This is a genomic window from Pseudomonas sp. Pseusp9, from assembly GCF_059491265.1.
Map to the genome: position 1 here is coordinate 447704 of NZ_CP168500.1, position 23189 is coordinate 470892.

Here is a 23189-nt window from a genome sequence, read left to right on the forward strand (position 1 = left end):
TCCCACCATGTTTCGATTGTGGTAGCGGGCTTGCTCGCGAAGCTTTTGCTGTTACTGCACCGGTTTCGCTTTCAACTGCTCGGCTGCAGCCTTGGCCAGATCCGGTGGCAGGAAGTCCTTGTCCGGGTTGTAGTTGGGATTTAGCCAGCGTGCCAGGGTTTGCAGATCCCCGGGATTCAGCGTACCGGCCTGTTGCTTCAGGCGCAGGTTGTCGAGGATGTAGTCGTAGCGGGTATTGTTGTAGTCGCGTACCGAGGTGTACAGCTGGCGCTGTGCATCCAGTACGTCGACGATGTTTCGCGTACCCACCTGATAGCCGACTTCGGTCGCTTCCACCGCGCTCTGGTTGGAGATGATCGATTGCTTGCGCGCCTGTACCTGCTCGACATCGGTGTTCACCGCACGGTGCAGGTCGCGGGTGTTTTCCACGATCTGCCGGCGCAGGGACTCGCGCTGTTGCTCGGTCTGGTCCAGTTGCGCATACGATTGACGCACCTGGGAGTTGATCAGGCCACCGCTGTAGATCGGGATGTTCAGTTGCAGGCCAACGGTCGTTTGCGAGACGTCGCCACCGTAGGGTATTGGCTGGTTGTTCGGGTTGCTGAAGCCCAGCGCGTCGTTGTCGCCTTTCTCGTACTTGGCGATCGCGTCAACCGTTGGCAAGTGCCCGGACTTGCGCTGCTTGAGGGTTTGCTCGGCGGCGCTGACGGCATAGTTGCTGGCCAACAGATTGAGGTTCTGCCTGCCCGCCGTTTCGACCCAGGCCTTGGCGTCGTTCGGTACTGGCGGCAGGATCGGCAAGTTATGGCTGATGCCCCAGATCGAGTTGTACTGGCGGTTGGTCAGGGTGATCAAGGCTTCAAAGGCGTCGTCCACCTGGCGCTGGGCAACGATGCGGTTGGCGCGTGCGGTGTCGTAGCTGGCTTGCGAGTTCAATACGTCGGTCTTGTCCGAAAGGCCGACATCGAAACGCTCGTTGGACTGGTCGAGCTGGCGTTTGAATGCCGCTTCTTCGGCCTTGGTCGAGGCCAGGTTGTCCTGGCTGCGCAGCACGTTGAAATAGCTTTGGGCGGTTTGCAGGATCAGGTTCTGCTCGGTCGCCGAGAGCTGCAGGGCGGCCTGTTCGTTGACTTCCTTGGCGGCCTGGAACTGGAACCAGCGATCGGCGCGGAACAAGGGTTGCGCCAGGGTGGCCTGGTACGAGTGAGCATCGCGGTTGGTCGTGGCGGACGGCTGATCGAGCGACGTACGCACCTCGGAAATGTTCGCGCCGCCCGAGAGGTTCGGCAGCAGCCCGGCACGGGCCTGGGGTACGACTTCCTTCTGTGCGCCGTATTGGGCGATCGCAGCCGCCAGGTCGGCGTTGTTATTGACCGCTTCCTGATAAACGCTGACCAGGTCCGTCTTGTTCGATAAGGGCGCATCTGCTGCCCAGGCCATTCCATTGGACGCACAAGACACGGCAAGGGCCAGTGAGAGTTTGCGCAGCATAGACGTTCCCTAGAATTGATATTACACAGGTAATTTGAGCGCCAAGGCTAAGGCGCTGCGTTGACAGCGTCAATGCGCGACTCAGCGTAGCGAGTGTAGTTGTGCATTCAGGCGGCAACAATCCTGATACTGCGTGTAATTACGCCATTCATCACGGTGTTTGCAGTGGGGTTGGCGTTCTTTGCCAGTTGTGTCTAGACTGGCCGGGTTCTTGTCGGGGTGCCTTGCTATGAGGCTGAGATCGAATAATTTCGGATCCCGTTGAACCTGATCAGGTTAGCGCCTGCGTAGGGAACAAGATTTCTCGTCACCCGGCGAGTCCTCTTGTGCTTCGTCCGGGATGTTGTTCGACAATCGAACACCCCTCGAGCACTGAGCACAGCACAGCTGGTTTTCCCAGCGCCCGTGCGTCCATTCGTTTACAGGTTCGCTCCGACAAAAATCCACTGCCTGGATGCTGTCTGGAGAGCCCGTGATGACCACAAAAGCAAAAATCGCCACCAACCTGAGTGACTCGGCCAAGGTCGATCAACAATCGGTTCAGCCGTTTACCCGCTCGCAAAAAATTTATGTTCAGGGTACTCGCCCGGACATCCTCGTGCCGATGCGCGAAATCAGCCTGGACGTGACGCCGACCGACTTCGGTGGCGAGGTCAACGCGCCGGTGGTGGTGTACGACACCTCGGGCCCGTACACCGACCCCAATGTCATCATCGATGTGCGCAAAGGCTTGGCCGACGTGCGTTCGCCGTGGATCGAATCCCGTGGCGATACCGAGCGCCTGAGTGGCCTGAGCTCGAATTTCGGCCAGGAGCGCCTTGCCGATCCGGAGCTGACCAAGCTGCGCTTCGCTCACGTCAACAACCCGCGCCGCGCCAAGCCGGGGGCCAACGTCAGCCAGATGCACTACGCGCGCAAAGGCATCATCACCGCCGAGATGGAATACGTCGCCATCCGCGAAAACATGAAGCTGGAAGTGGCCCGCGCCGCCGGCTTGCTGGACCAGCAACACGCCGGCCACAGCTTCGGCGCCAGCGTGCCGAAAATCATCACCCCTGAATTTGTCCGTGACGAAATCGCCCGCGGCCGTGCGATCATTCCGGCCAACATCAACCACACCGAACTGGAACCGATGATCATCGGCCGTAACTTCCTGGTGAAGATCAACGGCAACATCGGCAACAGCGCCCTGGGTTCGTCCATCGAGGAAGAAGTGGCGAAACTGACCTGGGGCATTCGCTGGGGTTCGGACACGGTCATGGACCTGTCCACCGGCAAGCACATTCACGAAACCCGCGAGTGGATCATCCGCAACTCGCCGGTGCCGATCGGTACCGTGCCGATCTACCAGGCCCTGGAAAAAGTCGGCGGCGTGGCCGAAGACCTGACCTGGGAGCTGTTCCGCGACACGCTGATCGAGCAGGCCGAACAGGGCGTCGACTATTTCACCATCCACGCCGGCGTGCTGTTGCGCTACGTACCGATGACCGCCAAGCGCGTCACCGGCATCGTCTCCCGTGGTGGTTCGATCATGGCCAAGTGGTGCCTGGCACATCACAAGGAGAACTTCCTCTACACCCATTTCGAAGACATCTGCGAAATCATGAAGGCCTACGACGTCAGCTTCTCGCTGGGCGATGGCCTGCGTCCGGGCTCGATCGCCGACGCCAACGACGAGGCGCAGTTCGGCGAACTGGAAACCTTAGGTGAGCTGACCAAGATTGCCTGGAAGCATGACGTGCAGTGCATGATCGAAGGCCCGGGCCACGTGCCGATGCAGTTGATCAAAGAGAACATGGACAAGCAGCTCGAGTGCTGCGACGAGGCGCCGTTCTACACCCTCGGCCCACTGACCACCGACATCGCGCCGGGCTACGACCACATCACCTCCGGCATCGGTGCGGCGATGATCGGCTGGTTCGGCTGCGCCATGCTCTGCTACGTGACGCCGAAGGAGCACCTGGGCCTGCCGAACAAGGATGACGTGAAGACCGGGATCATCACCTACAAGATCGCCGCGCATGCCGCCGATCTGGCGAAGGGGCATCCGGGTGCACAGATCCGCGACAATGCCTTGAGCAAGGCACGCTTCGAATTCCGTTGGGAAGACCAGTTCAACCTGGGCCTCGATCCGGACACCGCCCGTTCGTATCACGATGAAACCCTGCCGAAGGATTCGGCCAAGGTCGCGCATTTCTGCTCGATGTGCGGGCCGAAGTTCTGCTCGATGAAAATCACCCAGGAAGTCCGCGAGTATGCGGCCAACCAACGGATCGAAGCGGTCGACGTGGACGTCGCCCAGGGCATGGCCGAACAGGCCGAGCGCTTCAAGCAGGAAGGTAGTCAGCTGTACCAGAAAGTTTGATCTGACGTGAGTTCGGCGGTGCCTGCACCGCCGTCTTCGCGAGCAGGCTCGCTCCCACAGGGGATTTGTGAATGACGCAAACCAATGTGGGAGCGAGCCTGCTCGCGAAGGCAATCAAAAAACAACAAATGTCCCTCTGAGATAACCCCCTTGAGCATTCAACCGAGTACTTATTCACCTGACATCGCGGTGCCGACCGACAAGCGTGTCTTCGGCGGCCGTGATCTGTTTTCCCTGTGGTTCTCTCTCGGCATCGGCCTTATGGTCCTGCAGACCGGTGCCTTGCTCGCACCAGGCCTGGGCCTGTCCGGATCGTTGCTGGCGATTTTCCTCGGCACACTGGTTGGCGTCTTGCTGCTGGCCGCAGTTGGCGTGATCGGCAGCGACACCGGCCTGTCGTCGATGGCCGCACTCAAGCTCAGCCTTGGTACCAAAGGCGCGAGCCTGCCGGCGATGCTGAACCTGCTGCAATTGATCGGTTGGGGTTCGTTCGAAATCATCGTCATGCGCGATGCCGCCAGCCTGTTGGGCGCCAAGGCGTTCAGCGAAGGCAGTCTGCTGTCCAATCCGCTGTTGTGGACTCTGTTCTTCGGCGCACTGGCAACCTTGCTGGCGGTCAGCGGTCCGCTGACTTTCGTCCGGCAGATCCTGCGCAAATGGGGTATCTGGCTACTGCTGGCCGCATGCACCTGGCTGACCTGGAACCTGTTCGCCAAGGCCGACCTCGCCGCGTTGTGGGCCCAGGCCGGTGACGGCTCGATGCCGTTTGCCGTGGGATTCGACATCGCCATTGCCATGCCGCTGTCGTGGTTGCCGCTGATTGCCGACTATTCACGCTTCGGCAAGCGGGCGAAAAGCGTCTTCGGTGGCACCGCCATCGGTTTCTTCATCGGCAATTTCTGGTTGATGAGCCTGGGCGTGGCTTACACCCTGGCGTTCGCGCCGAGCGGTGAAGTCAATGCCTTGCTGCTGGCGCTGGCCGGTGCCGGCCTGGGGATTCCGCTGCTGCTGATTCTTCTGGATGAATCGGAAAACGCTTTTGCCGATATTCACTCGGCGGCGGTGTCCAGCGGGATTCTGTTGCGTGCCAAAGTCGAGCATCTGGCCCTGGCTATCGGCGTTGTCTGCACGCTGATTGCCCTGCTGGCGCCGCTGGCCCAGTACCAGAACTTCCTGCTGCTGATCGGTTCGGTGTTTGCGCCATTGTTCGGCGTGGTGCTGGTGGATCACTTCATCCTGCGCAAGCGCGGTGGCCAGGTCGCCTCGACTGCACTGCGCTGGCCGGCACTGCTCGCCTGGCTGGGCGGGATCAGCACCTATCATCTGCTGGCCAACCTGTACCCGGATGTCGGCGCCACCCTGCCGGCGCTGGTCCTGGCAGGGCTGCTGCAGCTGGTGCTGGGCCGGGCCTTCAGTTACGGCCGGGAAACAGCTCGGGCTTGATGATGCCGTTCAGGCGAGGGTAGGGGATCTTCAGTTCGACATGGCCCAGCGCGTAAGGCGCAATGCTGCTGGTTTCGTACTTGAGGATCACCGCGCCGTAGGTCAGCGCCACGTTCCGGGTTTTCTGGAACGGCCAGCTCTTCACGAACTCCGGTTCCTGATCGAGCTTGGTGCTGATCAACCAGCTGTTGTGCGCCACCTGCGCCGCTTTCCAGAACGCATCTTCCTGCCCTGGCACCAGCATGTCCGACAGCGTCAGCACTTTATGCTGCTGGCGCGAATAGTTGATAAAGCCCCGACCAGGCGTGCCATGGGCACCGCCGGTGTCCAGGTAGCTGGATAATTCGACGATCACCAAGCCGTCATGCTGCTCACGTACCTTCGCTTGCAGATAGCTGCTGTTGCGCGGACCGGCGGTGCGCAAAAACTCTTCTCGATAGGCCGCCAGGGTCGGGGCGACCGGCGCGTCGGGCGAGGTGCGGACCATCTGCAGCAGGCGCTTTTCGATGATGCCGTCCAGTGCAGGCTCGGCGGGGAAGTGCAGGGTGTCGATGTTGACCAGTGGGCAATCCGGGTTGCTGCAACCGGGCTTGAGTTGCTCGGAGGCGTCGCGGGTGGTTTCCAGCGGCGTGCGGTAGTTGGGCTGGAACAGACTCGCGCAAGCGCCCAGGGTCAGGGCGATAGCGGCCACGGAGGCAATTTTGAAAAGCGACATGTGCGTCCTTTCTGAAACAGGGGAAGGCAAAAAGATACCGGCTTCGACTCTCAACAAAGCAATCAGTTCGCCACTAAGCTAATTAGAGTGGGTTTCGCCCTCACCGTCCATCCCGCTGACGGGAAAGGGGCTGCATCAAATGTCACGGGCGCGTTAGGATGGCGCGAAGTCGAGGCCCAGGAAAAAAAGCAGCCTCGATCAGGATTTGCAGTAAAAGAGGATTGTCATGACGGATTTTGCCAACGCCATTCCGACCGCCGTGGATATCGTGCGGCGCGAAAAGTGCTACGAGGGCTTTTACAAACTCGAACGCGTGCACTTGCGTCACGAATTGTTCGCCGGGGGCATGAGTCGCGAAATCAATCGTGAAGTGTTCGTTCGTCATGACGCGGTATGCATGCTGCCTTACGACCCGCAGCGCGATGAAGTGGTGCTGATCGAGCAGTTTCGCGTCGGTGCCATGGGCAAGACCGACAACCCCTGGCTGATCGAACTGGTCGCTGGTCTGATCGACAAGGATGAAGTGCCGGAAGCAGTTGCTCACCGCGAAGCGCAGGAGGAAGCTGGGCTTGTGATCGGGGCGCTCTGGCCAATGCTCAAATACTTTCCATCGCCGGGCGGCAGCAACGAATTCGTGCATTTGTACCTGGGGCGCTGTGACGCTACCGGGGTGGGCGGCCTACATGGGCTGGAAGAAGAGGCAGAAGACATCCGCGTTACGGTCTGGGCTTTGGAAGATGCCCTGCAAGCCGTGCGCGACGGACGTATTGCCAACGCGGCGAGCATCATTGCCTTGCAATGGCTGGCTTTGAACCGCGTTGAAGTGAGGGGGTTATGGTCGTAAACAAGCTGCGCGATCGCTATCGGGTGGACCTGGTGGGGCTGCAAGCGTCCTGCGAGGCGAACTACGCGCGCCTGATGCGACTGCTGCCGGACATGCGCAGCGAGCCTGCCGCGCGGCGCATCGCCGTGACCCATGGCGACCAGATGCTGGGTGTGCTGGCGCTGGAAGTGTTGCTGACCTGTCCTTACACCACGACCCTGCAAGTGCGCCAGGAGCATAGCCTGCCGTGGCTGCCGGTGCCGCAACTGGAAGTGCAGGTCTATCACGACGCGCGCATGGCCGAAGTGGTCAGCGCCGAACATGCGCGACGCTTTCGCGGCATCTATCCTTACCCGAACGCCTCGATGCACCAGCCGGATGAAAAAGCCCAACTGAACATGTTTCTGGGCGAATGGCTGAGCCATTGCCTGGCGCTGGGGCATGAGTACGAAGTTGTCCGTTGAGCGAGCAACGCAGTTGTGAACTGCGTCAGGTTCAACAGTTTCCCCTTTCGGTCATCCCCCAGCATAATTGCGGCACTTATCCATCCCCGTGATCATGCCCTGGGAGAACGCCTTGCCGAGCGTATCCACATTGACCACCGCCGATCCAGCGTTGCTGGTGCAACTCTCCGACAGCCATCTGTTTGCCGAAGCGGACGCCGCGTTGCTGGGCATGAACACCCGCGACAGCTTGCAAAAGGTCATCGAACTGGTGCGTGCGCAACAGCCGCGGATTGACCTGATCCTGGCCACGGGGGATCTGTCCCAGGACGGGACGCTGGAGTCCTACCGGCAATTTCGCGACCTGACACGCCAGCTCGATGCACCGGCGCGCTGGATTCCCGGCAATCACGATGAGCCGCAGATCATGGCCGAGGCGGCGGTGCAGAGTGCCCTGCTCGAACCGGTGGTGGATATCGGCAACTGGCGGGTCACGTTGCTCGACTCGGCGGTGCCCGGCTCGGTGCCGGGTTATTTGCAGGACGAACAGTTGCAGTTGCTCGCCCGTTCGTTGAGCGAAGCGCCGGAGCGCCATCATCTGGTGTGTTTCCATCATCATCCGGTGTCCATCGGTTGCGCCTGGATGGAACCGATTGGCTTGCGCAATCCCGAGGCGCTATTCGCTGTGCTGGACCGTTTTCCACAGGTGCGCGCGGTGTTGTGGGGGCATGTGCACCAGGAAATCGATCAATTGCGTAACGGCGTGCGTCTGATCGCCTCGCCATCGACCTGCATTCAGTTCGAACCGGGCAGCGAGGACTTCAAGGTCGCAGAGCAAGCGCCGGGGTATCGCTGGTTGCGACTGCTGCCCGACGGGCGGCTGGAGACGGGTGTTGAGCGGGTCACGGGGTTCGATTTCACCGTGGATTACGGTTCCAACGGCTACTGACCCCCCTCTGTAGGAGCGAGCTTGCTCGCGATTGACCTGAGAGCGCCGCGGGGCGCCAGGTTTGCACCGTTATCGCTGACGACCATCGCGAGCAAGCTCGCTCCTACAGTAAACTTCGCCTCTTTAGCCGAAGTACAGGGAACTCAAATGTCCGGTTCGATCCTTTATATCCACGGCTTCAACAGCTCGCCGTTGTCGAAGAAGGCTTGCCAGTTGATCGAGGTGATGGAGCGTCTGGGCCTGAGCGAACACTTGCGCGTTCCGGCGTTGCACCATCACCCGCGCCAGGCAATCGCGCAACTGGAGCGGGCGATTGCCGAGCTGGGGCGGCCACTGCTGGTCGGCAGCTCGCTCGGCGGCTACTATGCCACTCACCTGGCCGAGCGCCTTGGCTTGAAGGCCCTGTTGATCAACCCTGCCGTCAGCCCGCACCGGATGTTCGACGGCCATCTCGGGACGCAGAAAAACCTGTATACCGAAGAGGCCTGGGAATTGACCCACGACCACGTGGCGGCCCTGGCCGAGCTGGAAGTGCCGGCACCCCGGGATCCGCAGCGTTATCAGGTGTGGTTACAGACGGCAGATGAAACGCTGGACTATCGCCTCGCCCAGCAGTACTACCGGGCATGCGCCTTGCGTATCCAGGCCGGCGGCGACCACAGTTTCCAGGGTTTTGCCGCGCGACTGCCGGTCATGCTGAGTTTTGCCGGCATTGGCGCCGATTTGTATCAGGCAATTGATTTCACATCGCTTTGATGCGATGCCTGTTTTCATGGATTTCTTTTTTCACGCAACACTGACGACGAGACCCCATGGCCACTCCCAGCGCTAGCTCTTATAACGCAGACGCCATCGAAGTCCTCTCGGGCCTCGACCCGGTGCGCAAACGCCCCGGCATGTACACCGACACCAGTCGGCCGAACCATCTTGCCCAGGAAGTCATCGACAACAGTGTCGACGAAGCCCTGGCCGGGCATGCCAGTTCGGTGCAGGTGATCCTGCATGCCGACCATTCCCTGGAAGTCAGCGATGACGGCCGTGGCATGCCGGTGGACATTCACCCCGAGGAAGGTGTGTCGGGCGTCGAGTTGATCCTCACCAAGCTTCATGCGGGTGGCAAGTTTTCCAACAAGAACTACCAGTTCTCCGGCGGTTTGCACGGGGTGGGTATTTCCGTGGTCAACGCCTTGTCCACCGAAGTGCGGGTGCGGGTCAAGCGTGACGGCAACGAATACCAGATGACCTTCAAGGATGGCTACAAGGCCACCGAGCTGGAAATCGTCGGCACTGTCGGCAAGCGCAACACCGGCACCAGCGTGTTCTTCGCGCCGGATCCGAAATACTTCGACTCCCCTAAATTCTCCATCAGCCGCCTCAAGCATGTGCTCAAGGCCAAGGCCGTGTTGTGCCCGGGGCTGCTGGTCAGCTTTGAAGACAAGGCCACCGGCGAGAAAGTCGAGTGGCATTACGAAGACGGCCTGCGTTCCTACCTGGTGGATGCGGTCAGCGAATTCGAGCGCCTGCCGGACGAGCCGTTCTGCGGTAGCCTGGCCGGTAATAAAGAAGCAGTGGATTGGGCGCTGCTGTGGCTGCCGGAAGGTGGCGACGCGGTCCAGGAAAGCTACGTCAACCTGATCCCTACGGCCCAGGGCGGCACGCATGTCAACGGTTTGCGTCAGGGCCTGCTCGACGCCATGCGCGAATTCTGCGAATTCCGCAGCCTGTTGCCGCGCGGCGTGAAGCTGGCGCCGGAGGACGTCTGGGAGCGCATTGCCTTCGTTTTGTCGATGAAAATGCAGGAACCGCAATTTTCCGGCCAGACCAAGGAGCGCCTGTCGTCCCGTGAAGCGGCGGCGTTTGTCTCCGGTGTGGTCAAGGATGCGTTCAGCCTGTGGCTCAACGCCAATCCGGAAACCGGCATGCTGCTGGCGGAACTGGCGATCAACAACGCCGGCCGTCGTCTCAAGGCGAGCAAGAAGGTCGAGCGTAAACGCATTACCCAGGGCCCGGCGCTGCCGGGCAAACTGGCCGACTGTGCCGGGCAGGACCCGATGCGCTCCGAGCTGTTCCTGGTGGAAGGTGACTCCGCCGGCGGCTCGGCCAAACAGGCGCGGGACAAAGAGTTCCAGGCGATCCTGCCGTTGCGCGGCAAGATCCTCAACACCTGGGAAGTCGACGGCAGCGAAGTGCTGGCGAGCCAGGAAGTGCACAACATCGCGGTGGCCATCGGTGTCGATCCGGGCGCGGCCGACATGAGCCAGTTACGCTACGGCAAGATCTGCATCCTCGCCGACGCCGACTCCGACGGGCTGCACATCGCGACCTTGCTGTGCGCCTTGTTCGTCCAGCATTTCCGCCCGCTGGTGGATGCCGGTCACGTTTATGTGGCCATGCCGCCGCTGTATCGCATCGACCTGGGCAAGGAAATCTACTACGCCCTGGATGAAGCCGAACGCGACGGCATTCTTGATCGTCTGGTGGCCGAGAAGAAACGCGGCAAGCCGCAGGTCACGCGATTCAAGGGGCTGGGTGAAATGAACCCGCCGCAGCTGCGCGAGACCACCATGGACCCGAACACCCGGCGCCTGGTGCAACTGACCCTGGAAGATTTCGAGGCTACCTCGGAAATGATGGACATGCTGCTGGCGAAGAAGCGCGCCGGCGACCGCAAGACCTGGCTGGAATCGAAGGGCAACCTGGCCGAGGTTCTGGGCTGATGCGTCTGGGCTTTGCCCTGGCCTGCGGGTTGCTGCTGACATCAATCACGGTCTGCGCCGAGCCGGTGCCGCAGTTGCGCCTGTTGTCCGGGCATGTCGTGGACGGCATGCGCGGCGGCAACCTGTCCGGGCTGGCGCAGTGCGGCAATGATCTGTGGGCGGTTTCCGACCGCGACGATGATCAGATCTATCGCCTGGACACCAGCGAATCTGCCTGGCAGGCCGAGACGGTGCACATTGACGTACCACCGGTGCCCGACGGCGGTTTGCCCTGGGGGCTGAAGTCTCGTGTCTGGGGGGCTTCGTTCGTGCGTGGCGGCGATCTGGACTTCGAGGGCATCACCTGCGACAGCGCCGGTAATCGTTACCTGGTCAGTGAAGGTCATGCCGCCGTCCTGCAAGTGCCGCCAACGGGGCCTGCCTCCTGGCTGAAAATTTCGCCGATGCTGGTTCGCGAGGCGCGGGCCAGGGGTCTGCTATTGAAATTCAACGCGTTGTTCGAAGGGCTGGCGATCAATCCGGCGGGCGATCAGATGTGGCTCGCCGCCGAACGTGAAGGTCGCGGACTGCTGATGATCAAGCGCAAACAGGCGGTGTGGGATTGCGACGGTGGCTGCGTACTGCTGAGCGAAGCGGGCATGGAAATGCAGCCAGAGCAGTTTCCCCACGCCAAAGCTGTTCAGCGGGACTTCTCCGACCTGTCGCTGTTCGACGGCAAGCTGTTCACCCTTGAACGCAATGCCTACCAGATCTGTCGCCGGGATCCGCAGACGGCCAAGGTCGAGCGCTGCTGGTCTTACGCCGCCGAGTTGTTGCAGGACAACCGTCGTTATCCACAGAACTATGGGCTGGAAGAGGCGTTGATCGTGGATGCCGATGGCGCCTGGATCGGTGTCGACAATAACTTCGGCCCGCGCGCCGATGGTGAAGTGCGTCCGGTGGTCTGGCGTTTCGCTGCGCCGGAAGGTGGCTGGAGTGCCAGGCTGTGAGGAAGCAAACGCCGGGGCAGCGCATCGGCCGGGTGTTTATGGTGCTGGCCTGGTGTGCGGCGCTGTTTTTGGCCACGCGATTTTTCGGCCAGTGGGAAGCGCGTCAGCAAAATCCGAACGTGGTGGTCAGTTCGGAGCAGGGCGAAGGTTTCATTGAAGTGAAACTGGTCAGCAATGTACAAGGGCATTTCGTCGCCAGCGGCCAGATCAACGGCCAGCCGGTGGACTTCATGCTCGACACCGGGGCGACCGACGTGTCGATCCCGGAGGACCTGGCCAGGCGCTTGAAGCTCGAAGAAGGATTCGGCGTGACCCTGAGCACGGCCAATGGCCTGAGCCAGGGCTATCGCACTCGTATCGAACGTCTGCAACTGGGCGACATCGTGCTGCGGGATGTACGCGCACTGGTGGCCCCGGGGCTGCATGGCGATCAGGTGCTGCTCGGCATGAGCGCACTGAACAAACTTGAATTTACCCAGCGCGGTGGCACCATGCTGCTGCGCCAGACAACGAACCGATGAGGCCCGCATGAGCGACTCCCTTGATCTCAGCCTGGACGGTGTAGAACGCCGGTCACTGGCTGACTTCACCGAAAATGCCTACCTCAACTACTCCATGTACGTGATCATGGACCGCGCCTTGCCGCATATCGGCGACGGTCTGAAACCGGTACAGCGGCGTATCGTCTATGCCATGAGCGAGCTGGGGCTGGACGCCGATTCCAAGCACAAGAAGTCGGCGCGTACCGTCGGTGACGTGCTCGGCAAGTTCCACCCCCACGGTGACTCGGCCTGCTACGAAGCCATGGTGCTGATGGCCCAGCCGTTCAGCTATCGCTACACGCTGGTCGACGGTCAGGGCAACTGGGGCGCGCCGGATGATCCCAAGTCCTTCGCCGCCATGCGTTACACCGAAGCGCGGCTGTCGCGTTATTCCGAAGTACTGCTCAGCGAGCTGGGCCAGGGCACGGCGGACTGGGGGCCGAACTTCGACGGCACGCTGGACGAGCCGCTGGTCTTGCCTGCGCGCCTGCCGAACATTCTGCTCAACGGCACCACCGGTATCGCCGTGGGCATGGCCACCGACGTTCCGCCGCACAACCTGCGCGAAGTCGCCACCGCCTGCGTGCGCCTGCTCGACGAGCCCAAGGCCACGGTCGAACAGCTCTGTGAACATATCCAGGGCCCGGACTACCCGACCGAAGCGGAAATCATCACCCCGCGCGCCGACCTGCTGAAAATCTACGAAACCGGTCGCGGTTCCGTGCGCATGCGCGCCGTGTATCACATCGAAGACGGCGACATCATCGTCACCGCGCTGCCGCATCAGGTTTCGGGTGCCAAGGTGCTGGAACAGATTGCCGCGATGATGCAGGCCAAGCCGTCCAAGGCACCGCAAATTGCCGACCTGCGTGACGAGTCCGACCACGAAAACCCGTGCCGGATCGTGATCATCCCGGGCGCGCGGAAAAACTTCGACCACGATGCGTTGATGCAGCACCTGTTCGCCAGTACCGAGCTGGAGTCGAGCTACCGGGTCAACATCAACATCATCGGCCTGGATGGCAAGCCGCAGCTGAAAAACCTGCGCGCGCTGCTGGTCGAATGGCTGGAGTTCCGGGTGCAGACTGTGCGTCGTCGCCTGCAATTCCGCCTCGACAAGGTCGAGCGTCGCCTGCACCTGTTGGACGGCTTGCTGATTGCCTACCTCAACCTGGATGAAGTGATCCACATCATCCGTACCGAGGAGCAGCCGCGGGCCAGGCTGATCGAACGCTTCGCCCTGAGCGAAATCCAGGCCGACTACATCCTCGACACCCGTCTGCGTCAGTTGGCGCGACTGGAAGAGATGAAGCTGCGTGCCGAGCAGGATGAACTGCTCAAGGAACAAGCCAAGCTGCAAGCTCTGCTGAGCAGCGAAGCCAAGTTGAAAAAACTGGTGCGCAGCGAGCTGATCAAGGACGCTGAAACCTATGGTGATGACCGCCGGTCGCCTATTGTCGAGCGTGCCGAGGCCAAGGCCCTGACCGAGCACGATCTGCTGCCGAACGAGAAAGTGACGGTCGTGCTGTCGGAAAAAGGCTGGATTCGCTCCGCCAAAGGCCACGAGATCGATGCCACCGGGCTTTCCTACAAGGCCGGAGACGGTTTCAAGGCGCTGGCAGCGGGGCGCTCCAACCAGTTTGCCGTGTTTATCGACTCCACCGGCCGCAGTTATTCGGTAGCCGCCCACACCTTGCCGTCGGCCCGTGGCCAGGGCGAGCCGCTGACCGGTCGCCTGACGCCGCCGCCAGGTGCAAGTTTCGAATGCGTGCTGATGCCGGAAGACGATGCGCTGTACGTGATCGCCTCCGACGCCGGTTACGGTTTCGTGGTCAAGGGTGAAGACCTGCAGGCCAAGAACAAGGCGGGCAAGGCCTTGTTGAGCCTGCCGAACAATGCCAAAGTCATGCTGCCGCGCCCTGTGGCCGATCGTGAGCAGAACTGGCTGGCGTCGGTGACGACCGAAGGTCGCCTGCTGATCTTCAAGATCAGCGACCTGCCACAATTAGGTAAGGGCAAAGGCAACAAGATCATCGGGATTCCTGGTGAGCGAGTGGCCAGTCGCGAAGAGTATGTGACGGACATCGCCGTATTGCCGGACGGTGCAACACTGGTGTTGCAGGCCGGGAAACGTACCTTGTCGCTGAAAGCGGACGACCTCGAACACTACAAGGGTGAACGCGGTCGCCGGGGCAACAAGTTGCCGCGTGGCTTCCAGCGGGTCGATGCGCTGCTCGTCGAAAACTCGATCATTTGACCGAAGAAGGCGACTTAGAAGCGCCGAACTACGATTTAACCCGTAGTTCGGCGCTTTGCGCTGGAGTCGGAACGCATATTCACGGATGATATGGCCTTTCAAGCGTCGGCGTAGCCGCGCATTTTTAATATTTATTGAGTATTTTCACTGTGGTCAGCCTTTTGGCGATCACCTGGATGGGACGATGACTGCTCTGCGCCTTCCTTTTATTCTCATGCTCGCTGGCGTACTTGGCCTGGCGGGTTGCAGCGTTCACCAGCCGGTGTCGTTGTACCAGCTGGATGCTGGAAGCCCGGCTCAGCCTGCACAGAACACTGGCATGGCGGTATTGTTGGGCCCGGTCACCGTGGCCGACTACCTGCAACGCGAAACCCTGCTGCAGCGTCAGCCTGATGGAAGCCTGCAAGCCTCGACCGATGGTCGTTGGGCTGGCAGCCTTTCGTCGGATATCGATCAGTTGCTGCTGCGTCAGGTCTCGGGTCGCCTGGACAGCCAGCGCGTAGTGCTGGCCCCGGCGACAGCGGGTTTCACCCCGGACGTTCAGGTGCTGCTGACCATCACGCGCCTGGATTCGGGTGAAAAACAACCGGCGATCCTCGACGCGCAATGGCGCCTGATCGACCGTCGCGGGCAGGTCCGCGACAACCGCATCATCCATTTGCAGGAACAGCATGCCGGTAGTACGGCGGCGCAGGTCCAGGCACAGGGCGTGTTGTTGCAACGCCTGGCCGAGCAACTGTCGGTGGCGCTCAAGCCACTGGCCAACCAGCCGCCGATCGCCGATGCCCCGCGCAAGCAGGCGACTGCCAAGGCGGCAGCACCGGCGGTAGAACAGGAAAAGCAGCCGAAGATCCCGATGGCCGCGCCTATTCGTACGGATATGGAAGTGTTCCGCTTCTAAGCCTGGACTAAATCCATACAAAGCCCGCCCCTGTGCGGGCTTTGTTGTTTCTGCAGGTTGGGGATCTTTAGTGTCAGTTCCGGCCTCTTCGCGAGCAGGCTCGCTCCCACACAGGATCACTGGGGCTCATAAGGTGGGGCGTCGACAGATGCCCCCTGTGGGAGCGAGCCTGCTCGCGAAGAGGTTGGAACTGGAAACAAAAAAGCCCGCAGACGATCACTCATCTGCGGGCTTCTTCACATCGGGGCCTGTGTCTTAAGCCCGGCGCTCGTGCATCCGCGCCAATTGCCGTTCAAGCATCGACGGATACGGCTCCATCAACCGTTCCACGCAGCACGCACCTTCCGGGCTGGCGATCGGGCGGATCCGCGCGCGCTGGCGGATCAACACGTCATCACTGATCTTGCGTTCCACCAGCAGCAGGTTGCGGCTGTGTTGCGACAGGGCCAGGGCGTCCTGGGCGGAGTCGGTCAGCAGCAGGTCGATCTGGCTCAGGCCGAACAGCTCCTCGCCGAGGGTCAGACCCAGCTGCAATTGCAGGGTGATGCCGCTGTCCGCGACTTCGATCTGCAATTGGTGGCCCAGGGCCCGCAGCAGCTCGCCACAGCAAATAGCGTTGGTCAGGTAATCGTCACCGCTGTCTTCTGTGTGGAACAGCATCAAGGTGCTGCCATCGTTCAAGGTCTCCACTTCGCCTTGATACAGCGAAGCGGCCTGATCGAGGCAGTCGCGATAGCGTTCGAGCAGTTCTTCCAGGCGTGCCCGCGGCAGGCGGCGCAGTTGTTCCTGGGAGCCCAGCTGCACTGCCAGCACTGCGCTGTGTTGCGGCACGCTTGGGGTGGCCTGGCGAATGACCGGTTGTGGGTTGCTGCCCAGTGAGTCGTCGCGCAGATCAGCGAACGGGTCTTCATCATCGTCGTCTTCGACGGTGCTGACGATCTGCCGTGGCGCTGGCTTGAGCGCCGTAACCGGGCGGCTCTCGTCGAAGCTCGGATCGCGCAGGTTACGCACTTCGAAGGCCGGGTCGGCTTCGTCTTCGGCCTCGTCGAACTGCGGTTCCGGTTCCGGTTCCGGTTCTGGAACAGGGGCAGGCTCCGGGGCGAAGTTGGCGTGCAGCTGGCGCGCCAGGTCACCTATTTCGTCCTGGCGGTCGGTGGCCGGGGTGTATTCATCGATATTGCGCAGCCACACCCGCAATTGCAGCAGCGGCGTGGAGAGATAACGCCCCATGCGCAGGCTCAAGGCCAAAGACAGGGCCAGCAGGATGCCGCTGAGGATGCCCATGCTTTGCAGGCTGATGGTCATCGGCTGCTGGAACTGGTCCATGTCCAGGCTGATCCGCAATTGCCCGGCGGTCACGTCCTGGAAGGTGATCTTGCTCTGGTACATGCCCTCGGCTTCGCCCAGCAGGCCATGCTTGGGGCGCTGGCCGGATTCGGCGAGGATGCGGTTGTCCGGGCTATAGATGGCCGCGTGGGCCACCAGCTTGTTCTTGGTCAGGTTGTTGAGCAGCACATTGAGGCTGAGGATGTCGTTGGACACCAGCAGCTCGGTGGCCGAGGTGGCCGTCTGCGTGGTCAGGCTTTCGCCCAGCGCATCCGCCTGCTCGTGCATGGCCTGCTTGAACTGCAAGCCCATCACACCGGCATAGATGACCAGGGCCAGTGCGACCAGGATCACGTTATGGCTGGCGATGCGCAATGCAATCGGTACACGGCGGTGGCGCAGTGCCCGGAAGATCAGCAGGAAGAAGTTGTCGGTTTTTACTGGCGTGGGCCGGTTCACTTGCGCTCGGCTCTTTTGTCCGTGAAGTTGACGCGCAGTATAGCGACAGGCCCTAGGCCGTCAAAGCGCTCACGGTGCCCGATGGTCACTGAAAGTGGGTAGAATGCGGTTTTTTTCCACCTGCGGGGGTGCGCCTTGCGCGAAATCGTCCTGATAAACATCACTGGTGAGGACCGTCCGGGCCTGACTGCGGCCATTACCGGCGTTCTGGCCCAGGGTGGTGTGAACATTCTCGACATCGGCCAGGCGGTGATCCACGACACCTTGTCGTTCGGCATCCTGGTTGAAATTCCTGACACCGAGCAGGGCAAGTCCGTGCTCAAGGACATCCTGTTCAAGGGCTATGAGCTCGACCAACAGGTGCGTTTCACACCGGTATCCGAACAGGATTACCAGCAGTGGGTCGGCAACCAGGGCAAAAAGCGCCACATCGTGACACTGCTGACCCGCAAGGTGACAGCCGGGCAGTTGCAGGCCGTGAGCTCGATCACCGCCAAATATGGCTTGAACATCGACCACATCGACCGCCTTTCCGGGCGCATGCCGCTGGACACTCCAGCCGACAAGGGCAAGGGCTGCATCGAATTTTCCGTGCGTGGCGAGGCGGCTGATCCGCAGGCGCTGCGGGCCGAATTCCTCAGCGTTGCCCAGGAGCTGAACGTCGACATCGCCTTCCAGGAAGATTCGCTGTTCCGTCGCAATCGTCGCCTGGCGGTGTTCGACATGGATTCGACGCTGATCGAAGCCGAAGTGATCGATGAGCTGGCCAAGGCGGCCGGAGTGGGTGACAAGGTTTCGGAAATCACCGAGCGGGCAATGGCCGGTGAGCTGGATTTCCGCGCCAGCTTCAAGGAACGCCTGGCCTTGCTCAAAGGGCTGGATGTCAATGTGCTGGATTCCATTGGCGCCTCGTTGCGCCTGACCGAAGGTGCTGAAACCCTGTTCGCCGAACTCAAGCGCCTGGGCTACAAGACTGCGATTCTGTCGGGTGGCTTCACTTACTTTGCCAAGCAATTGCAGGCCAAACTGGGCATCGACTACGTGTTCGCCAACGAACTGGAAGTGGTCGACGGCAAAGTCACCGGCGTGGCGGTCGAGCCGATTGTCGATGCGCAGCGTAAGGCAGATCTGTTGAAGGAATTGGCACTCAAGGAAGGCTTGCGCCTGGAGCAGACCATTGCGGTCGGCGACGGTGCCAACGATCTGCCGATGCTGGCGATTGCCGGGTTGGGCGTGGCGTTTCGCGCCAAGCCGCTGGTCAAGCAGTCGGCCAAGCAGGCGATTTCGACGCTGGGGCTGGATGGTGTGTTGTATCTGCTGGGCTTCCGCGATCGCGACGGCCAGCTCTAAGCACCGCAAAACAACTGTAAATCCCTGTGGGAGCGAGCCTGCTCGCGATAGCGTCACCGCGGTTCATCAGATGGACCGCAGTGCCTGCATCGCGAGCAGGCTCGCTCCCACAAGTGTTTTTATGGATCAGGCTTTTGGTGAGCCCATGCCCTGACCCATCTGCACCGCTGTACCGGCGGTCATTTCTTCAGCCCACTTCACTTGATCCGGCCCGAACAGCACGACGGCGGTCGAACCCAGCTTGAAGCGACCCAGTTCCGCACCTTTTTCCAAGTGGATCGGTGCGCGGGCGGCTTCGTCGTAACGGAAGGTTTTCAGTTCGCGCTTCGGCGGCGTCACCAGGCCGGCCCAGACGGTTTCGATCGAGGCCACGATCATCGCGCCCACCAGTACCACGGCCATCGGACCGCGTTCGGTGTCGAAAATGCACGCCACGCGCTCGTTACGGGCAAACAGTTCCGGAACGTTTTCAGCGGTGGTCTGGTTGACCGAAAACAGACGGCCCGGGATGTAGATCATCTCGCGCAGGGTGCCAGCCAGTGGCATGTGCACGCGGTGATAGTCCTTCGGCGACAGGTAGATGGTCGCGAAGTCGCCACCCATGAACGGCGCAGCATTCGCCGCATCGCCGCCGAGCAGTTCCAGCACGCTGAAACTGTGGCCCTTGGCCTGGAACACACGACCGTGCTCGATCGGGCCGAGCTGGCTGATTGCACCGTCGGCCGGGCTGAGGATCGCGCCCGGGGTCTCGTCCAGCGGACGGGCACCGTCTTTCAGTGCGCGGGTGAAGAACGCATTGAAGTGCTCGTAGGCGGTCAGGTCTTCGACCAGCGCCTGGGACATGTCCACCTGGTAACGCTTGGCGAACCAGGCGGTAAAGGCGTTCTTGAACCAGCGCACGCGGCATTCGGCGATGCAGCCGGCCAGTCGCGAGAGCAGGTTGTGGGGCAGCAGGTACTGGCTGACGATAAACAGACGCTTGTTCATTAACTGTCCTTGAAAAACTTAAATCTCTACGGGCGTATCGGGATGGTTGCCCCATTCGCCCCAGGAGCCGGCGTAGCCTTTGACCCGCGGATAACCGAGAGCCTTGGCCACCAGATAGGTGAAGCCGGACCGATGATGGGTCTGGCAGTGGGTAATCACTTCTTTGTCTTTGCTGATCCCGAGTTGTTCGAGGATCTGCTGCATGTCGGTGCGGATGCGCAGGTGGCGTACCTGATCCATGCCGGCGGTCCATTCGAAATTGACCGCGCCGGGAATGTGCCCGCCCTTGGCTGCCAGGACTTTCTCGCCGGAATATTCCAGCGGCCCGCGTGCATCCCAGATGGCCAGGTCGGCGGCGCCGAGACGGCTTTGCAGGTATTCGCGGGTGGCGGTGGGTTCGTCGTGCAAGGTCAGTGCAACCGGGCCTCCCGCAGCAGGCGGGATCTGGATCGACATGGGCGAACCTTCTGCCAGCCAGGCCGGCAGGCCGCCGTTGAGATAGTGGTACTTGCTGTGACCGATGACATCCAGCAGCCAGATAAAGCGTCCGGCCCAACCGCCGCCTTCGTCGTCATACACCACGTAGACCGCATCGGGGTTGTGCCCCAGCTCACCGAACAACGCTTCGAGTGCCGCCTGCGGGGGCATCAGTCCGGGGGCGGGTGCCTGCCCCAGTTGCGTGCGTTTTGGATCGACAAAACGCGCGCCGGGAAGGTGCCCTTCGGCGTAGCGGGCGGCACTGGTCAAGTCCACCAGAATCAGTTCGCGGGCGTCGAGGCGAGGGAGCAAGTCGCTCGGCTCGATCACCAGCGGCAAGCCAGAGAAGTCAGACATGTGAGGTCTCCAGAGCACAAAAGGGAGGATTGTAGCGCAGCTTATTGGCCTCGGTTGCTAAAGCTGTGCAGGGCTTTTTCGATGCATTGTGCGGTTTTGCCGAAGGCCTGTACGGAAATTTCCGAAAACGGCCCGCCGCCCTGATCCGCCACGACGATCATGATCACCCGGCCATTGTTGACCAGCGAACGTAGCAGCAGGTGTTCGCCGCTGAACTGCGAACACAGGCCATTGGGCAGCAGGGCCGAAAATTGCGCGTTGTTGGCTGGCGTCAGGCGGACCTGGGCCTGTTGCGCAAGCAGGCGCTGCAACACGTTGCTCTGGCTGACCACGAAGTTCAGCCCGGCCGCCTCTTTCGGCAGGCCGGCCGTCTGGTGCACGCGCAGGTTGGCGTGGGTGCGGTCAGCCATCAGGATCATCACCCGACGCATGCCGCAGGCCACGAGGGCGTCCCGGGCAGAGATGGTCAGGTGCATGGCGTTGGTGAAACGGCTCGGCTCAACCAGCAATTCGGCGCATTGCTTGCGCCATTTCGCCAGATCTTCGGCGGTGGGCGCCGCCGCCGCCAGCAGTCCGGCGTGGATACGGTTCATGCCCCACGGCCAGATCAGCGATTCGGCGGGGTGCCAGAGATCGGGCATGGCATGCTGGCGCGCACTGTTGGCGGCTTGCTGGTGCAATTGCTGCTGCACCTCGTCCATCGGCATTTGCAGGTAAAGGCTGGTCAGGTACTGCCAGCGCTCACTGTGCGGGCTGTTCCAGGCGTGTTGCGCCGACAGTGCCAGCCCGTTGGCCAGCAACACCGTATTGGCTGGTTGATTGAGCCAGCGGCGCAGGGTCGGGTTATCATCGAGGCGGTTCTGTTGACGCAATGGATGCTCGCTGTCACGGGCAATGCGCAGGACTTTCACCAGTTCCCGCTGTTCAGTGAGCAACAGCCGATAGCCTTGCTGCACCCAGATCGGCAAACGCCAGATCTCAACCAGTGCCTGACCGATGTCCAGCAGGCGTACACCAAACAATTGCCGTTCGACTTTGCGTGCCGACTCGCCTTTAAGGATGACCCGCAGCTCCCAGTCTTCGAGCAGCTCTGGATGGGTCAGCGCCAACGGCCACAGGGGCGAAAGGAACAGCAGGCTGCCCCAGTGGATGTCCTGCCACAGGCGCGCCAGGCGACTGGCAAAAAAACCGTTGGCCTGTTGCGTGGCGTGCTGGCTGATCATCTGCAGCTGACGCAAGGCTTTGGGAATGTCGGACTGGGGTTCGGCGGGCAAGCGTGCGAGCAGTTCTTCGGTGCGCTTCAGGCCAAGGCGATTGATCGCGATCTCGAGGTTTTCCGCAGGCTCGGTCATGCTGCCGTGGGAGTGCCGGTTGGCTTCGCGAATCACGCTCAAGGCCAGGGCGGGGCTGCCTTGCATGAGGTCGGCGATGTCGCGCAGCGAGCTGCGGTTGTCGCGGATGGCCTTGCAGACAAGGTCGTGGCTGGCCTGCGGGACGGGAAGGCGTACGCCATCGAGCAGCTTGATCCAGCCTTCGAGTGTCGTCGGTTTCGGCGTTGGAACGTTCGTTTCGTTAACCATGGTTGGAGGCGATCATCGTCAGCATTACCCAGGCCCGGAATGGGTCAAATTGGCTTTTCGCCTGAACGGGCTATAGTCTGGCGCAGTTTTGCCGATAAGTAGAAGAAGAGATTTTTTAACTTCCGAATATGACCTTGAACCCGACTCAGTAAGTGCTCTCCTACCTATGGCTAAAATTATCGGCATCATCGTCGTATTCGCGAGCGTGCTCGGCGGATACGTGCTTTCCCACGGCAAGATTGCCGCCCTGATCCAGCCTTTCGAGGTCATGATTATCGGTGGTGCGGCCCTCGGCGCATTCCTGCAGGCCAACCCTGGCCATATGGCGATGCACGTTCTCAAGAAAGCCTTGGGAATGTTCAGTTCACGCTTCAACCACGGGTTCTACCTGGAAGTGCTGGGCCTGATCTACGAGATCCTCAACAAAAGTCGCCGCGAAGGCATGATGGCAATTGAAGGCGATATCGAAGATGCCGCCGCGAGCCCGATCTTCGCCAAGTACCCTACGGTCCTCAAGGATGAGCGCATGACAGCATTCGTCTGCGATTACCTGCGTATCATGTCCTCCGGCAACATGGCTCCCCACGAACTTGAAAACCTGTTCGACATGGAGCTTGCCAGCCTCAAGGAAGACCTGGACCACCCGTCCCACGCAGTAAACGGTATTGCCGACGCCATGCCGGGTTTCGGTATCGTCGCGGCGGTATTGGGTATCGTGGTGACCATGGCTTCGCTGGGTGAAAGCGACCAGAAAATGATTGGCCTGCACGTCGGTGCGGCACTGGTCGGTACCTTCTTCGGTATTCTCGCGGCCTACGGTTTCTTCGGTCCCCTGGCGCATGCCCTGGGTCACGATGCCAAGGAAGAGCTGAACGTCTACGAAGCCATCAAGGCCTCGCTGGTCGCTTCGGCTTCCGGCATGCCGCCATCGCTGGCGGTAGAGTTCGGGCGCAAGGTCCTGTACCCGGCGCACCGCCCTAGCTTCGCCGAGCTGGAACAAGCGGTTCGTGGTCGCTAA

General features: G+C 61.2%; 19 protein-coding genes and 1 riboswitch. Of the genes, 13 read left to right on the plus strand and 6 right to left on the minus strand.

What is annotated here, in order from left to right; translation table 11 throughout:
* Nucleotides 1–51: 51 nt before the first annotated feature.
* Nucleotides 52–1491, minus strand: a complete 1440-nt coding sequence (locus ACEN8E_RS01905) for a TolC family outer membrane protein (protein WP_429366361.1) — start codon at nucleotides 1489–1491, stop codon at nucleotides 52–54.
* Between the two features lie 205 nt (nucleotides 1492–1696).
* Nucleotides 1697–1802: riboswitch (TPP riboswitch) on the plus strand.
* Nucleotides 1803–1966: 164 nt separating this feature from the next.
* Between ACEN8E_RS01905 and thiC the strand changes: the two genes are divergently transcribed.
* Entirely contained in the window at nucleotides 1967–3856 is a 1890-nt protein-coding gene (gene thiC, locus ACEN8E_RS01910; protein ID WP_008063536.1) for a phosphomethylpyrimidine synthase ThiC, read from the plus strand.
* 150 nt (nucleotides 3857–4006) lie between these two features.
* Nucleotides 4007–5299, plus strand: a complete 1293-nt coding sequence (cytX, locus tag ACEN8E_RS01915; RefSeq protein WP_495591218.1) for a putative hydroxymethylpyrimidine transporter CytX — start codon at nucleotides 4007–4009, stop codon at nucleotides 5297–5299.
* On the opposite strand, the gene ACEN8E_RS01920 is transcribed toward cytX, so the two are convergent.
* Nucleotides 5268–6014 (minus strand): RsiV family protein, encoded by a 747-nt coding sequence (locus tag ACEN8E_RS01920; protein ID WP_495591219.1) that lies wholly within the window; start codon nucleotides 6012–6014, stop codon nucleotides 5268–5270. The genes cytX and ACEN8E_RS01920 overlap by 32 nt on opposite strands.
* A gap of 226 nt (nucleotides 6015–6240) precedes the next feature.
* Between ACEN8E_RS01920 and ACEN8E_RS01925 the strand changes: the two genes are divergently transcribed.
* The 9 genes from ACEN8E_RS01925 (at nucleotide 6241) to ACEN8E_RS01965 (ending at nucleotide 15635) form a co-directional block, all read left to right on the plus strand.
* The gene (locus ACEN8E_RS01925; protein WP_495591220.1) at nucleotides 6241–6858 is read left to right on the plus strand and encodes an NUDIX domain-containing protein; all 618 of its coding nucleotides are present in this window, start codon (nucleotides 6241–6243) and stop codon (nucleotides 6856–6858) included.
* Nucleotides 6849–7301 carry a DUF1249 domain-containing protein gene (locus ACEN8E_RS01930; protein WP_007977461.1) on the plus strand — a complete coding sequence of 151 codons (453 nt, stop codon included), beginning with the start codon at nucleotides 6849–6851 and terminating at the stop codon, nucleotides 7299–7301. The genes ACEN8E_RS01925 and ACEN8E_RS01930 overlap by 10 nt, the downstream gene beginning before the upstream one ends.
* 112 nt (nucleotides 7302–7413) lie before the next feature.
* Nucleotides 7414–8229, plus strand: coding sequence for a 3',5'-cyclic-AMP phosphodiesterase (cpdA, locus tag ACEN8E_RS01935; RefSeq protein WP_495591221.1), 816 nt, complete (start codon nucleotides 7414–7416; stop codon nucleotides 8227–8229).
* A gap of 147 nt (nucleotides 8230–8376) precedes the next feature.
* Nucleotides 8377–8985: a YqiA/YcfP family alpha/beta fold hydrolase gene (locus ACEN8E_RS01940; protein WP_495591222.1), complete on the plus strand. Its 609-nt coding sequence runs from the start codon at nucleotides 8377–8379 to the stop codon at nucleotides 8983–8985.
* Nucleotides 8986–9041: 56 nt separating this feature from the next.
* Nucleotides 9042–10946, plus strand: a complete 1905-nt coding sequence (gene parE / locus ACEN8E_RS01945) for a DNA topoisomerase IV subunit B (RefSeq protein WP_057396212.1) — start codon at nucleotides 9042–9044, stop codon at nucleotides 10944–10946.
* Entirely contained in the window at nucleotides 10946–11935 is a 990-nt protein-coding gene (locus tag ACEN8E_RS01950; protein WP_495591223.1) for an esterase-like activity of phytase family protein, read from the plus strand. The genes parE and ACEN8E_RS01950 overlap by 1 nt, the downstream gene beginning before the upstream one ends.
* Nucleotides 11932–12456: a retropepsin-like aspartic protease family protein gene (locus ACEN8E_RS01955; protein WP_495591224.1), complete on the plus strand. Its 525-nt coding sequence runs from the start codon at nucleotides 11932–11934 to the stop codon at nucleotides 12454–12456. The genes ACEN8E_RS01950 and ACEN8E_RS01955 overlap by 4 nt, the downstream gene beginning before the upstream one ends.
* A gap of 7 nt (nucleotides 12457–12463) precedes the next feature.
* A complete protein-coding gene (parC, locus tag ACEN8E_RS01960) occupies nucleotides 12464–14734 on the plus strand; it encodes a DNA topoisomerase IV subunit A (RefSeq protein WP_495591225.1) in 2271 nt (756 codons plus the stop codon).
* Nucleotides 14735–14918: 184 nt separating this feature from the next.
* Nucleotides 14919–15635, plus strand: coding sequence for a PqiC family protein (locus ACEN8E_RS01965; protein WP_495591226.1), 717 nt, complete (start codon nucleotides 14919–14921; stop codon nucleotides 15633–15635).
* Between the two features lie 255 nt (nucleotides 15636–15890).
* Here the strand turns inward: ACEN8E_RS01965 and ACEN8E_RS01970 are convergent, their stop codons facing one another.
* Nucleotides 15891–17420, minus strand: coding sequence for an AhpA/YtjB family protein (locus ACEN8E_RS01970; protein ID WP_495591227.1), 1530 nt, complete (start codon nucleotides 17418–17420; stop codon nucleotides 15891–15893).
* A 135-nt stretch (nucleotides 17421–17555) separates the two neighbouring features.
* Here ACEN8E_RS01970 and serB point away from each other — a divergent pair, with 135 nt between their 5' ends.
* Nucleotides 17556–18770, plus strand: a complete 1215-nt coding sequence (gene serB / locus ACEN8E_RS01975) for a phosphoserine phosphatase SerB (RefSeq protein WP_495591228.1) — start codon at nucleotides 17556–17558, stop codon at nucleotides 18768–18770.
* Between the two features lie 126 nt (nucleotides 18771–18896).
* Here the strand turns inward: serB and asd are convergent, their stop codons facing one another.
* Genes asd through ACEN8E_RS01990 form a run of 3 tightly spaced genes read right to left on the minus strand, consistent with a single transcriptional unit; the run spans nucleotide 18897 to nucleotide 22171 of the window.
* The gene (gene asd / locus ACEN8E_RS01980; RefSeq protein ID WP_429366347.1) at nucleotides 18897–19757 is read right to left on the minus strand and encodes an archaetidylserine decarboxylase; all 861 of its coding nucleotides are present in this window, start codon (nucleotides 19755–19757) and stop codon (nucleotides 18897–18899) included.
* 18 nt (nucleotides 19758–19775) lie between these two features.
* On the minus strand, nucleotides 19776–20591 hold the full coding sequence (rhdA, locus tag ACEN8E_RS01985; RefSeq protein ID WP_495591229.1) for a thiosulfate sulfurtransferase: 816 nt from the start codon (nucleotides 20589–20591) through the stop codon (nucleotides 19776–19778).
* 41 nt (nucleotides 20592–20632) lie between these two features.
* Nucleotides 20633–22171 carry an HDOD domain-containing protein gene (locus tag ACEN8E_RS01990; protein WP_495591230.1) on the minus strand — a complete coding sequence of 513 codons (1539 nt, stop codon included), beginning with the start codon at nucleotides 22169–22171 and terminating at the stop codon, nucleotides 20633–20635.
* Between the two features lie 166 nt (nucleotides 22172–22337).
* On the opposite strand from ACEN8E_RS01990, the gene motA reads away from it, so the two are divergent.
* Nucleotides 22338–23189 (plus strand): flagellar motor stator protein MotA, encoded by an 852-nt coding sequence (gene motA, locus ACEN8E_RS01995; protein ID WP_008016909.1) that lies wholly within the window; start codon nucleotides 22338–22340, stop codon nucleotides 23187–23189.